The organism is Curtobacterium sp. MCPF17_018 (genome assembly GCF_003234135.1).
GTDB lineage: Bacteria > Actinomycetota > Actinomycetes > Actinomycetales > Microbacteriaceae > Curtobacterium > Curtobacterium flaccumfaciens.
Window position 1 is genome coordinate 80,240 of the sequence record NZ_QKSJ01000010.1, and the last position, 12,747, is coordinate 92,986.

At 72.1% G+C, this 12,747-nt stretch carries 13 protein-coding genes; 5 read left to right on the top strand and 8 right to left on the bottom strand.

All coding sequences use genetic code 11. The features are described 5' to 3' along the window. Positions 1 to 92: 92 nt before the first annotated feature. Together DEJ27_RS12720 and DEJ27_RS12725 are read right to left on the bottom strand one after the other, a co-directional pair. Positions 93 to 536, bottom strand: a complete 444-nt coding sequence (locus DEJ27_RS12720; protein WP_111091065.1) for a thioesterase family protein — start codon at positions 534 to 536, stop codon at positions 93 to 95. Then, positions 533 to 1,141 (bottom strand): QsdR family transcriptional regulator, encoded by a 609-nt coding sequence (locus DEJ27_RS12725; RefSeq protein ID WP_071247243.1) that lies wholly within the window; start codon positions 1,139 to 1,141, stop codon positions 533 to 535. The genes DEJ27_RS12720 and DEJ27_RS12725 overlap by 4 nt, the downstream gene beginning before the upstream one ends. Positions 1,142 to 1,200: 59 nt before the next feature. Between DEJ27_RS12725 and DEJ27_RS12730 the strand changes: the two genes are divergently transcribed. Then, positions 1,201 to 2,382, top strand: a complete 1,182-nt coding sequence (locus DEJ27_RS12730) for an acyl-CoA dehydrogenase family protein (protein WP_110862574.1) — start codon at positions 1,201 to 1,203, stop codon at positions 2,380 to 2,382. Positions 2,383 to 2,411: 29 nt separating this feature from the next. On the opposite strand, the gene DEJ27_RS12735 is transcribed toward DEJ27_RS12730, so the two are convergent. Together DEJ27_RS12735 and DEJ27_RS12740 are read right to left on the bottom strand one after the other, a co-directional pair. Then, positions 2,412 to 4,466, bottom strand: a complete 2,055-nt coding sequence (locus tag DEJ27_RS12735; RefSeq protein ID WP_111091066.1) for an alpha/beta fold hydrolase — start codon at positions 4,464 to 4,466, stop codon at positions 2,412 to 2,414. Beyond that, on the bottom strand, positions 4,463 to 5,359 hold the full coding sequence (locus DEJ27_RS12740; protein ID WP_111091067.1) for a patatin-like phospholipase family protein: 897 nt from the start codon (positions 5,357 to 5,359) through the stop codon (positions 4,463 to 4,465). The genes DEJ27_RS12735 and DEJ27_RS12740 overlap by 4 nt, the downstream gene beginning before the upstream one ends. 113 nt (positions 5,360 to 5,472) lie before the next feature. Between DEJ27_RS12740 and DEJ27_RS12745 the strand changes: the two genes are divergently transcribed. Together DEJ27_RS12745 and DEJ27_RS12750 are read left to right on the top strand one after the other, a co-directional pair. Continuing rightward, on the top strand, positions 5,473 to 6,282 hold the full coding sequence (locus tag DEJ27_RS12745) for a GAF domain-containing protein (protein WP_111236062.1): 810 nt from the start codon (positions 5,473 to 5,475) through the stop codon (positions 6,280 to 6,282). Between the two features lie 41 nt (positions 6,283 to 6,323). Then, positions 6,324 to 6,509 (top strand): hypothetical protein, encoded by a 186-nt coding sequence (locus tag DEJ27_RS12750; protein ID WP_027465208.1) that lies wholly within the window; start codon positions 6,324 to 6,326, stop codon positions 6,507 to 6,509. 91 nt (positions 6,510 to 6,600) lie between these two features. Here DEJ27_RS12750 and DEJ27_RS12755 read toward each other — a convergent pair whose 3' ends face one another. Both DEJ27_RS12755 and DEJ27_RS12760 read right to left on the bottom strand, forming a co-directional pair. Next, on the bottom strand, positions 6,601 to 7,632 hold the full coding sequence (locus tag DEJ27_RS12755) for an NADPH:quinone reductase (protein ID WP_111091068.1): 1,032 nt from the start codon (positions 7,630 to 7,632) through the stop codon (positions 6,601 to 6,603). Between the two features lie 49 nt (positions 7,633 to 7,681). Next, the gene (locus DEJ27_RS12760; RefSeq protein ID WP_071247254.1) at positions 7,682 to 8,044 is read right to left on the bottom strand and encodes a helix-turn-helix domain-containing protein; all 363 of its coding nucleotides are present in this window, start codon (positions 8,042 to 8,044) and stop codon (positions 7,682 to 7,684) included. Between the two features lie 108 nt (positions 8,045 to 8,152). On the opposite strand from DEJ27_RS12760, the gene DEJ27_RS12765 reads away from it, so the two are divergent. Next, a complete protein-coding gene (locus tag DEJ27_RS12765; RefSeq protein WP_110862561.1) occupies positions 8,153 to 8,800 on the top strand; it encodes an NAD(P)-dependent oxidoreductase in 648 nt (215 codons plus the stop codon). A 177-nt stretch (positions 8,801 to 8,977) separates the two neighbouring features. On the opposite strand, the gene DEJ27_RS12770 is transcribed toward DEJ27_RS12765, so the two are convergent. Then, a complete protein-coding gene (locus DEJ27_RS12770; RefSeq protein WP_111091069.1) occupies positions 8,978 to 10,300 on the bottom strand; it encodes an MFS transporter in 1,323 nt (440 codons plus the stop codon). Between the two features lie 147 nt (positions 10,301 to 10,447). Here DEJ27_RS12770 and DEJ27_RS12775 point away from each other — a divergent pair, with 147 nt between their 5' ends. Then, positions 10,448 to 11,305, top strand: a complete 858-nt coding sequence (locus DEJ27_RS12775) for a LysR substrate-binding domain-containing protein (RefSeq protein ID WP_111091111.1) — start codon at positions 10,448 to 10,450, stop codon at positions 11,303 to 11,305. A gap of 211 nt (positions 11,306 to 11,516) precedes the next feature. On the opposite strand, the gene DEJ27_RS12780 is transcribed toward DEJ27_RS12775, so the two are convergent. Next, positions 11,517 to 12,725 carry a hypothetical protein gene (locus tag DEJ27_RS12780; protein WP_146244700.1) on the bottom strand — a complete coding sequence of 403 codons (1,209 nt, stop codon included), beginning with the start codon at positions 12,723 to 12,725 and terminating at the stop codon, positions 11,517 to 11,519. Positions 12,726 to 12,747 lie beyond the last annotated feature (22 nt).

The window sequence follows — 12,747 nt, forward strand, 5'->3', positions numbered from 1 at the left end:
GGCGTTCGGGTCCAGCGCCGCTTGCACGACCGAAGTGCCCCCGGACCGCGCGATCGCGTGGTTCGGGGGCACTTCGGTTCTGCGGGTCCTCGTCAGTCGGCGGCGGCGGGCTGCGGCGCGACCATCGAGCCGGTCACGAGCTCGCGGAGTTCGGCGGGCAGCGGGATCGGACGGCGGGCGCCCTCGCGGTCGATGATGACGTGCACGAACTCACCGGTGGCGAGCAGGGCGCCGTCGGACTGGCGGAACAGGCCGAACTCCCACGACAGGCTCGTGTTGCCGAGGTGCTTCGAGCGCATCCCGACCTCGATGACGTCCGGCCAGACGGCGGACTCGACGAACCGGCAGCTCGACGACACCAGCACGGCGATCCACTCCGACGAGAACGGGTCGAGCCCGGCGACCTCGCGGAACCAGTACGTCGACGCGTTGTCCATCGCCGAGTAGTAGATCGTGTTGTTGACGTGCCCGAACATGTCGTTGTCGTTCCACCGGGTGGGGTAGGAGCGGCGGAACGGGTACTCGTCGATGGTCATCGGTCTCCGATCGGTGGTGCGGGTGTGGCGTGCACCGCGTCGGGCCGCAGGACGTACTCGAACGCCGCACGGGCCCGGTCGGGATCAGGGGTCTCACCGGAGATGAACTCGGCGTAGGTGAACGACTCGGAGATCCGGACGAGCAGCCGTGCGAGCTCCTCAGCCGACAACGGTGCCGGATCGAACGTACCGGACGACTCCTGCTGCTCGATGAGTGCGGTCACCCGGGCGACGAACCGGCTCTGCACGTCGCTGTCCGAGGTGGTGAGCAGACGCATCGCCCGAGCGGGTTCGCGGGTCAGGAACGCCCGGAAGTACGGCGCGTCGATCAGGTCGGCGGTGAACCGGTCGAGCACGACGACGAGCCGGGCTGCTCCGGTCGCCCCGATCTCGTCGGCGGCGTGGGTGGCCCCGTCGAGCGTCGGGACCGCGAGGGACCACAGGATCTCGGACAGCAACCGGTCACGGTTGCCGACCCAGCGGAACAGCGACGTGCGGTCGACGCCGAGTGCGGCAGCCAACGCCCCCATGTCGATCCGTGAGCCGGCGATGAAGGTGTGACGGGCCTCCCGGAAGGCGCGCAGCGCTGAATCCGATGTGTACACGCGATCCTCTCTTGCAACGTTTTCGAGAATGATGCATCGTGGTTCCCATGTCAACGACGATGCCCGCGACGCCCCTGCTCGAATCGGACTTCTACGGCTTCCAGCAGCAGCTCACGGTCGAGGAGCGCGCGTCGCTCGGGCAGCTCCGGCAGTACCTCGAGCGCGAGGTCGCGCCCATCGCCGACGAGTACTGGTCGCGCGCCGAGTTCCCGATGCAGGTGATCGCGCCGCTGGCCGAGCTCGGCATGTACGGGCCGGGCGTCCCGCTCGTGCGGCAGTTCGAGAACTCAGCCGTGTACCGCGGCTGGGCGGCCCTCGAACTCGGACGCGTGGACGCGAGCGTCGCCACCTTCATCGGCGTGCAGTCCGGCCTGGCGATGAACTCGATCGCGGTCGCCGGCAGCGACGAGCAGCAGCGCGAGTGGCTGCCGCGGATGGCCGCCGGTGAGATCGTCGGGGCGTTCGGGCTCACCGAGCCGTACTCGGGCAGTGACTCGGCGAAGGGTCTGCGCACCACCGCCCGGCGCGAGGGCGACGAGTGGGTGCTCGACGGCGAGAAGCGCTGGATCGGCAACGCCACCTTCGCGGACGTCGTCGTGATCTGGGCGAAGGACGTCGCCGACGGTCAGGTCAAGGGCTTCCTCGTCACCACCGACACCGCGGGCTTCACCGCGACCAAGATCGAGGACAAGATCGCACTGCGCGGCGTGCAGAACGCCGACATCGTCATGCAGGACGTCCGCGTGCCCGAGTCGCGTCGGCTGCAGAACGCGACGTCGTTCCGCTCGACCGCCGAGGTGCTCCGACTGACCCGTACCGAGGTCGCCTGGCAGGCCGTCGGCATCGCGGTCGGGGCGTACGAGGCCGCGCTGGCCTACGCCCGCGAGCGGATCCAGTTCGGCAAGCCGATCGCTGCGCACCAGCTCGTGCAGGACCTGCTCGTCAAGTCGCTGTCGAACATCACGGCCTCGATCGCTCTGTGCACGCAGGCCTCGGCCATGCAGGACGCCGGGGTCGGTGGCGACGAGCACTCGGCGATGGCCAAGGCGTTCGCGACCGCGAAGATGCGGGAGACCGTCGCCTGGTGCCGCGAGGTGCAGGGCGGCAACGGCATCGTGCTCGACAAGGGGGTGGCCCGGTTCTTCGCGGATGCCGAGGCGATCTACTCGTACGAGGGCACGCGCGAGGTCAACACCCTGATCGTCGGGCGGGCGATCACCGGGCAGGCCGCGTTCGTCTAGCGGCCCGCCCGGTTCACCGAGCGGGTGCGCTACCCGAGCAGCGCCGGCCGCTCCCACTCCTGGTCGAGCACGTGCTGCCCGAGGAACGCGAACACCGTCTCGTACCAGACCACGGCGTGCTGCGGAGCGAGCACCCAGTGGTTCTCGTCCGGGAAGTACAGGAACCGGTGCGGCATCGAGCCGTCCGGTGCCGCGTGGTGCTCCGCGAGCTCCGACCAGAGCCGCAGCCCCTCGCCGATGGGCACCCGGTAGTCCTTGTCGCCGTGGATCACGAGCATCGGTGACGTGATGTCGGCCACGAACCGGTGCGGATCGTTCGCCGCGATCCCGTCGGCGTCGAAGATCGAGGACCAGTACTGCGACATGTCCGTCGTGCCGTTGAACTGGTCGAGCGCCCACAGGCTGGCGTGGGTGACGATCGCGCGGAACCGGTCGGTGTGCCCGGCGACCCAGTTCGCCATGTACCCGCCGAACGACCCGCCCATCGCGGCGGTGCGGGTCGCGTCGATGTCCGTCCGCGCCTCGACCACGTCGGTGATCGCCATCAGGTCGGTGTACGGCGCCTGCCCCCAGGCGTTCCAGCCGCGGTTCACGAAGTCGAGTCCGTAACCGGTGGAGAGTGCGGGGTCCGGCAGCAGCACGGCGTAGCCCCGCGCGGCGAGCAGCATCGGGTTCCAGCGCCAGGACCACTGGTTCCACGAGTTGAGCGGTCCGCCGTGGATCCACAGGACGAGCGGGTGCGGCCCGTCGCCCTCGGGCACGACGAGCCAGCCGCGCACGCGGGCGCCGTCGGCTGCGGTCGTCTCGACCTCTTCCAGGTGGGCGGGCACGTCCGGCAGGGGCGCCGGCGTCGCCAACGGGGTCACCGTGCCGTCCGTCGCGATCCGCACCGGGTGCAGCGGGGCCGCCCAGGAGGCCCGGAGCGCCACGACCACGCCCGTCGCCGCCGCCACGCGCAGGCTCGAGTACGCCCAGTCGTCGTGCGTCAGCTGCTCGACGGCTCCGCCGTCGAGGGGGATGCGGAAGACCGGCGCGCGGCCGTCCTGGTCGGCGACCGCCAGGAGCGCGCGGTCGCCGTGTTCGAACACCAGCTCGCTCGGCCAGCGGTCCCAGTCGGTCGCGACGCGGCGGGCGTCGGAGCCGTCGATGCCGGCGACCCAGACCTCCTGCTGGTTCGCGCCGGCCGGGGTGGAGCGGACGGTGCGGACCCAGGCGATCGTCCGACCGTCGTGGCTGAGCGCCGGCATCTCGTGGTCGACGTCGACGTCGTCGAACAGCACCGTGCGGTGGCCGCTGGACAGGTCGATGGTGACGAGCGTCGAGCGGTCCCCACGGGCCTCCCGGACGCCCACGGATGCCAACAGGACCGAGCCGTCGGGCGTGAGCGCCCCGCTGACGTGGTCGAGCGAGCGGCCCGGTGCCGGCGTGCGGTCGACGGGCTGGACGGGGTCGGCGCCGGCGACGGCGGCGTCGCTGTCGGTGTCGCTGTCGGCCGTCTCGAGGGTCAGGACGTGCGTCTGTGCCGGGCCGAGGTCGTGGTCCCAGTACCGCACCGGGTAGGTCTCGTGCAGGATCGCCCGGACCTGCTTGTCCTTCCGGGTCTTGCGGAGCTCCGCGTCGGCCTCGAGCACGGCCGCCGGGTCGGACCCGGCCCCCGGCAGCAGGTCGGCGGTCAACGCGACGACGTCCGACGACGCCGCGGTGGCCAGGACCCCACCGACGCCCCCGGCCAGGCGGGTGAGCGGACGCGCCTCGCCACCGGTCGCGGGCAGCACCCAAAGCTGGGCTGCCTCGAGGTCGGTGGCGTCGGCGTCGGGCCGGGCGGAGACGAAGAGCAGGTCGCCGGCGCGGGTGAAGGCGGTGCCGCCCTCGCCCTTGGCAGAGCGTGTGAGGCGGACCGGGCGCGCGGCGGTGTCGGCGGTCGGCGTCGCGGGCACCTGCCAGATCGATCGGCGGTACCCGGTGCCGTCCGGGTCGAGGGCACTGACCGTCAGCGCGACGCGGGCGCCGTCGGGGCTGATGTCGATGCCGTCGACGCGGGGGAGCGCGATGTACTGGTCGAGGTCGGAGAACGGGGTGCTCATGCGTGCACGCTCGCCAGGTCCTCGGCCCAGAAGGCGGCGACCTGCTCGGCGACCGCGGTGCCCTGGGCGTGGCCGGCCTCGGCCGACGGCGCCTGCGTGGCGAGCGAGAGCGAGTTCGTGCCGAAGGCCTGCTGCGACGCGCTGTCCGCCACGACGACCTCGACCGATGAACCACCGGCGCGCAGCGCCTCGACGGCGACGTCGAGCCAGGGCCCGCACGGCGACGGGCCCTCGGGGCCGCAGGCGATGACGAGCACCCGCTCGTACCCGGCGGCGGCGTCGGCGTTGGTGCCCGAACGGACGCCACCGTCGACGTACGGGCGGCTGTCGATGGCGACCGGTGTCCAGACGAAGGGCACCGAGCAGCTGGCTGCGACCGCACGGGGGAGCGGCACGCCGTCGGCCGCCGACAGCAGGCGGAAGGTGCCGTCGGTGGCGTCGACCGCGGTGACGGCGAGCGGCTTCTCCGGCCACTCGGTGGACGGGAGCGTCTCGCCGAAGGTCGCCGTGCGCTCGTCGTCGCTCTGCCCGCCGACGACCTGCTGCGCGGCCTGACCGAGTCGAGCGCGGGCGTCCTGCTCGCCGGTCGCGCCCTGCAGTGCTGCGCCGATGTGCTGCTGCACGGCTTCGACGTCGATGGGCGCCGGCTCTTCGTAGGTGGTCGGCGCCGGGGTGTGCTGCTGGTCGTAGGCCTGCTGGACGGCACCGTTCCGGACGAACGCGCCGACGACGCTGCCGGCGCTGGTGCCGACGACGAGGTCGGCGGCGTCGAGGTCGACGCCGGCTTCCTGCAGGGCGATGAGGACACCGACTTCCCACGCGATGCCGGCGACACCTCCGCCGCCGAGGACGAGGGCTCTGGATCCGGGAACGGGCGTGCTGACGTCGGTCATGGGTCCTGCTTACCAGCTGCGTGCGACGGGCCGGTGGAGGCCGACACGTCCTGTGGAGAACCCGCCTGTGGACAACTCCGTCCGCGTCGGTGGCGTGACCTAGCGTCGTGGTCATGGGGCAACAGCGTTCAGGACGGGTCGGCACGGTCGTGTGGCCGATCGTGGTGGCCGCTGCGCCCACCGCGGCGTTCCAGCTGCCGAACCTGTTCGTCACGCCGGCGGTCCGACTGTCGCTCGTCGCGTTCGGGCTCGTCGTGCTCGTCGGCGCCGTGACGGTGCAGGTGGTCCGGACCCGGCGCAGCGACGCCGCACGGTCGGTGGCCGAGGACAACGCCACCGCGGCAGAGCTCGAGCAGTCGACGGCGGTCCGGTACGCGTTCGGCCAGATCGCCACCCGGCTCGTCCGGTTCACCGAGCTGCCCCGGTCCGATCGCCACGGCGAACTCTCGGTCGTCGCCGACCGCGTCGCCGTGGCCCTGGCGTTCTACCTGCTGCCGAAGGTGCCCGACGTCCGCGCGAACGTGTACCAGCTGTCCACCGACCTACGGGCGCTCGAGCCGATCGGTCACGGTGGCGCCGGCGACACCGCCGGGGTCTTCCGCGCGGGCACGCCCTACGGCGACCGCAACCTCGAGTGGGTGCTGGTCGGGGGATCACCCCGGATCGTCGGTGACCGCTCCGCCGATGTGGACGTCGACCAGGACCTGCCGGGCTTCGAACCGCGGTACACCTCGTACGTCTCGGTGGTGATCCGGTCCGACCAGTACTCGTTCGGCATGCTCACCGTCGACTCCCCGGTCCCCGACGCCTTCACCGAACTCGACGCCAAGAACATCGCGATGATGGCGTCGTTCATGGCCGTCGCGTTCTCGCTGACCTACTCGTTCCCCGAGCGCGACCGCAATCCAAGGAAAGGCCCGTGATGCTCACACGCTCTGTCGGACGCTCGACGTACGATGCCCCCATGACGACCGTGAACCCTGCTCCGCCGTCGTTCGGGCGTGCCCGGATCTCCTCGCCGAACTGGAACGACACCACCACCGACGCCGACTACGAAGACCTCGACGTCATCGCCGCCAACATCGAACGCGAGCGCGTTGCAGCCCGGCTCCGGGTCACCGCAGCCATCGCTGCGCGTCTGGGTCGCTGACCCCTCCCGCATCGTCCACGACGAACGGCCCCCACGCGTGCGCGGGGGCCGTTCGTCGTCTGCGGAGGCCGAGCCGGATCCGCTGTCGCGGCTACCGCGCCTCGGGCACGTCGATGAGCACCTTGCCGACCGTGTCCTGCTCGACCGCGTCGTGCGCCTGGGCGGTCTGCTCGAGCGCGAACCGGGTGAGCGGGAGACCGGCGTCCTCGCCGACCGGCAGCACGCCGTCGTGCAGCGCCTCGGTGAGGTCCTCGGCCGCCGCGGACAGTGCCTCGTCGCCGATCGTGTAGAGCAGCAGGAACTGGTAGCGGGCGTTCACGCTCATGTTCGGGCGGATCGGCAGGGTCGCCTCGTCACCGCCGTTGTTCGCGTAGATCGACACGACGCCGTGGTTCGCCAGCACGTCGGCGACCAGCGCGGCGTTCTGTGGGATCGACACCTCGACGACGATGTCGACACCGTCCGGCGCGATCGACCGGATGCGCTCGGCGGCGTCCTCTTCGCGGTAGTTCACGACGTGGTGGGCGCCGGCCGCAGTCGCCAGTGCCGCCTTCGCGTCCGAGCTGATCGTCGTGATGACCGTCGCTCCGGCCCAGCGGGCGAGCTGGATCGCGGCGTGCCCCACGGCACCGGCGCCGCCGGCGACGAGCACGGTGAAGCCGTCGATGGCTCCGGGGCCCAGGCGTGCGGGGCCGTCCTCGTGCGTGGTGAGGGCCCGGTGCGCCGTCATCGCGGGGACGCCGAGCGAGGCGCCGACGTCGAACGAGACGCCATCGGGCAGCGGGACCACGCGCGACTCGGGCACGACCGTGTACTCCTGCGCGGTGCCGGTCGGCCGTGACGCCGCCGCCATGAACAGCCAGACGCGGTCGCCGACGGTGAGCCGTTCGACTCCGGGACCGACGGCGTCGACGACGCCTGCGCCGTCCTGGTTCGGCGTGATCTCGGGGAACGGCAACCCGTCCCCGTAGGTGCCGCCGGCGCGGGCCTTCCAGTCGGTCGGGTTGACGCCGGAGACGACGACGCGGACGCGGACCTCACCGGCACCGGGCTCCGGGATCTCCCGCTCGACGAATTCGAGGACGCTACTGGCACCGGGCTTCGTGTAGACGATCGATCGCATGTCCCCAGGCAACCACTCGTCGCCGTCGGGGATTCCGAGTGCGGGGTGCTCAGCGCGCGTCGTACCCTTCGCGCGCCTCGGCGACGTCGGGCATGTGCGAGGTGGCCCAGTCCTCCAGCGGCACGAGCACCGTGCGCAGCGACCGCCCGAGCTCGGTCAGTTCGTACTCCACGTGCGGCGGGATCTCGGGGAACACCGTCCGCGTCACCATGCCATCACGTTCGAGCGCCCGCAGCGTCTGGGTGAGCATCTTCTGCGAGACCCCCTGCACCCGGGCCGCCACCGCCGAGTACCGTGCGGGACCGTCGGCGAGGGCGCCGATCGTCAGCACGCTCCACCGGTCGCCGATCCGGTCGAGCAGCTGCCGACTGGGGCAGTCCGCCGCGTAGGGGCTGTACTCGAGTGCTGACATGGTGTCCTCCGCAACGCACCACCAGGTGCCTACTTACTCAAAGAGAGTAACTCTTGTACGGTGACTGTCAACGTCACCGACGCCCGTGACGTCCACGAAGGGAACACCATGACCAACATCGTCGTCTTCGGAGGCACCGGCTACGCCGGCTCCGCCATCACCCACGAGGCACTCTCCCGCGGCATCACCGTCACCGCGGTCGCCCGCGACACGAGCAAGCTCGAGCCGGCCGAGGGCCTGACCCTGGCGCAGGGTGACGCGTTCGACGCCGACTTCGTGTCCGAGGTCACGAAGGGTGCCGACGTCGTCATCGTCTCGCTCCACGCCGTGCAGGCGGACGGCAGCGAGCTGAAGGACAAGTTCCAGCACTTCGTCGACGCCGCCGCCGCAGCGGGTGCGCGTCTCGGCATCGTCGGCGGTGCCGGTTCGATGCGCGTGTCCGAGGACGGCCCCCGCCTCTTCGACACCGACGGCTTCCCGGACGCCTTCAAGGGCGAGGCGAAGAGCCACGCGCAGATCCTCGACGCCCTGCGCGCCTCGGACACCCAGGTCGACTGGTTCTACGTGAGCCCCGCCGCGGCATTCGGCGGCTACAACCCGGGCGAGCGTCGCGGCACCTACCGCGCCTCGGACGAGGTCCTGCTCGCCGACGCCGAGGGCAACTCGGACATCTCCGGCGCCGACTACGCGATCGCGTTCGTCGACGAGATCGTCACCCCGGCGCACCACCAGACGCGTTTCGGCGTCGCCTACTGAGGCACTGCCCCTCGCGGGACACCGGTGTTCACACAACGCACCGCGGGATCCCGCGGCGTCGAGCGTGAACACCGGTGTTTTGCGCACTGCCCGACGCGACCAACGGGCGGACGGGAGGCGCGGAGCGGGGCCGCCACGGGCCTCCAGGCCGGCGGGTGGTCACCGCCAGGGCCCCCGCTAGTGGGCGACGATCGCCGGCACCGGCAGGTGGTGGCGCATCCGCACCGCCAGGTGCAGGCCGCCCCGGCGGGCGAGCACGAGCGCGATCACCGCGGCGGCAGCTGCCGGCACCCCACCGGCGACCATCATCCCCACGTGCGCACCGAAGTGGTCGACGACCTGTCCCATCAGGGGCCCGCCGATCGCCTGCCCACCGAGCAGCACCAGGACGTAGAGCGACATCACCCGGCCGCGGATCGCCACGTTCGACGACAGCTGCACGAGCGAGTTCGACGCGGTCTGGAACAGCAGCTGCGACATCCCCACCGCCACGAGCGCGACGGTGAACGGTGCGATCGCTGGGATCGACCCCGAGACGACGAGCAGCACGCCGGTCCAGAACACCCCGCCGACGATGGTGCGGAGCCGGACGACGGCCCGGCGGGTGGACAGCAGCGCGCCGACCAGGGCGCCGATCGCCACGGCGGAGTTGAAGACCCCGTAGCCGCCGGCACCGACGTCGTACACCTGTGACGCGAAGGCAGAGAGCAGCACGGGCATCGTCAGTGCGAACACCGAGAAGAACGCGACGAGGATCACCGGCACGATGATCGTCGGCTTGTGCACGGCGTAGCGGAGGCCCTCCACGAGCTGCCCCTTGCCACGCGGAGCCGGGGGCGTGCGGTGGAGTTCGGAGACCTTGAGGAACCCGAGCGTCACGACGACGGCGACGCAGGCGATCGCGTTCACGCCGAACGACCACCCGGCGCCGACCGCGACGAGCAGGGCCCCGGACAGCGCCGGACCGATCATGCCGCCCAGCTGGAACACCGACGAGTTCACGCTGATGGCGTTCCGCAGGTGCTTGTGCCCGACGATCTCGGTGACGAACACCTGCCGTGCCGGGTTGTCGATCACGGTGACCATGCCGACCAGGAACGCGATCACCCAGATGTGCCACGCCTCGACGACGCCGGCCAGCGTCAGGACGGCGAGCAGCGCGGACAGCACCGCGAAGGCTCCCTGCGTGATCATCATGAGCGCGCGCTTCGAGAACCGGTCGACCAGGACGCCGCCGAGCAGCCCGAACAGCAGCATCGGCGCGAACTGACAGGCGACCGTGATGCCGACCTGCGCGACCGACCCGGTCAGCTGCAGCACGAGCCAGTCCTGGGCGATGCGCTGCATCCAACCAGCGGTCATCGCCACCAGGTTCGTCGCCGTGAACAGCCGGAAGTTCGGCACGGACAGGGCGATGAGCGTGTGGCGCCACGGCGGTCGCGTGGCCTGGATCGGGAGCGGTTCGGTGGGCGGGGGGAGGGTCGTCGGTGACGCGCTCACGGTGCGGGGTTCTCCGGACGTCGGTGTGGATCTGGTACCCCAACGAAACTACGTGGCGCCGGCCCATTCGATACCCGTATGGTGGCTATCACTCCATTGCGATGTCGAATGACCGCGCGAACGGCCGCGCGAACGAACGAGGTGCCCGTGCTCGATCCGGTCCTGTTGCAGACGTTCCTGGCCGTGGCGGAGACCGGCAGCTTCACGCAGGCCGGCACCCGGCTCGGCATCAGCCAGCCGACGGTGTCGCAGCACGTCCGGCGCCTGGAGACCGCGGTGGCGCGCACCCTGGTCGCCCGGGACACCCGCGGCGTCGCCCTGACCGACAACGGGGACGCGATGGCCGGGTTCGCGCGGACGATCCTCGCGGCCCACGCGACCGCCGACGCCTACTTCTCCGGCGCGGCCACCCGCGGACGGCTGCGGTTCGGGGCGGCGGACGACCTCGCCATCACCCAGCTGCCGCGGATCCTGCGCGACTTCCGACGACTGCACCCGCAGGTGAACCTCGAGCTCACGGTGAACCAGTCGTCACCGCTGCTCCGCCGGGTGCACGCCGGCCAGCTCGACCTGGTGTTCATCAAGCAGACGGCGGGGGAGTCCGCCGAGGGCACCAGGGTCGCCACCGACCAGATGGTGTGGATGGCGCAGGACGGCATCGCCCTGGAACCCGGCGAACCCGTCCCGCTCATCGCGTACCAGGCGCCGAGCATCAGCCGGCAGATGGCGATCGACGCCGTCGAGGCCGCCGGACGCACCTGGCGGATCACCTGCAACACCCGCGACGTCAACGGGGTGCTCGCCGCGGTGCGCGCTGGCATCGGCGTCGCGGTGTTCCCGCACTCGCTGATCCCGGCGGACCTGGTGAAGGTGTCGCAGCGGCTCGGGCTGCCGGACCTGCCGGCGGTGGACTACGTCCTCATCGCGAACCCGACGGTGCAGCGGGAGCCGATCGACGCGCTGACGAACGCGATCCTGTCCCGCGGGGTCGTCCGCGCCGTCTGAGCTCGTGCATCGGCGGCGAGACGCCGGCGTGTTCGGGCTGGTGGGTGCAGCGAGACGCCGGCGTGTTCGGGTTGGTGGGCGCGGCGAGACGCCGGCGTGTTGTCTCGACGCCGCCGAGCCGTCGAGACGCCGCGACTTTCGGGGGCGTCTCGACGTCGACGCGGCGTCCTGCCGAGACGACGGCGTCTGAGCGCTCGCGGCGCTCGCTGCGCTACGGGGCGAGCGTCGGGGTCGTGCCGGTGCCGGTGACGTCCGGCAGCGTCACCCCGGCGAGCGGCAGCAGCGCCGCCGCGACCGCCCACAGCAGCACGACCGTGCCGACACCACCGAGCACGGCGCCGAGCAGCGCGACCGGCCGCTGCCACGTGGCCGTCCGGCCGCGCAGCGTCACGATCGAGAGCACCAGCGCGAGCAGTCCGAGCACCACGCCGACACCGTGCACGGTCGCGGGCGCGGTGAACCACCAGGCCGCCAGACCGATCGTCGCGATCCCGGCGACGGCACCGAGCACCGCACCGGCGGTCGCGCCGAGCGCACGACGTGGCTCCGGCACGGCGGCTGCGGCCACGGGCTGGTCGAGCAGTTCGGTCGGGAGGCCCGCCTCGCCCCCGCCAGCACCCTGCGGCACCGGGGTGCGTGCGACGACGGCCGTGGTCGTCGGGGCGTCCGGGGTCGCGACGGCGGGGCTGCCGGGAGCGGCAGCAGTCGGCGCCGCGTGCAGGACGGCGTCGAACGACTGTGCGGCTGCGGGTGCGGGTGCGGGTGCGGCCGACCGTGCGGCGGCCTGCTGGTGGGCGAAGCGTCGGGGTGTCCGGTAGCCGATCGGGCCGACGGGCTCGGGTTCGGTGCCCTCGACGACCACGTGCTCGAGGCCGGGCACCGAGAACCGGGGCTGTCCGGCGACGGGCACCGCGGGCGCGGCGGGCGGCGGTGCCGGGAAGGCCTCCGGTGACGGGGTGGTGAGCGGGGTGGCGTCCGCCGAGGCGGGTGCGGCGGCGACCGGGGAGACCGGCACCACGAGCCCGGATGCCGGGACGACCGACGACGGCGGCACCGCGGGGGTCTCGAACGGCACGGTGTGCACGTTCGGCGACGTCGGTGCCGGGGGCAGCAGCTCCTGCTGCGGCGGGAAGTCGGGCACCGGGGCGTCGGCCTCGACCAGGGCGGCGATCGACGCGGGCTCGGCGGCTGGTGCGTGCGCGGGTGCGTGCGCGGCGGGCACGTTCCCGGCCGGGGTGACCGTGGTCGGTGGGACCGGCGCCGCGTGGGCGGCGCGTGACGAGGCGGGGGTGGGGCGGGCCTCCCGGTCGGAGGCGTTCACGTGACCGACGGCGGCGACCCGCTCGGGCGCGACCTCGTCGACGGGCGGCGCGGTCACCCAGGCCGGTACGGGCCGACGGGGCCGGTCCGATTCGGGCATGCGATGCGCTGCCACTGCGGCG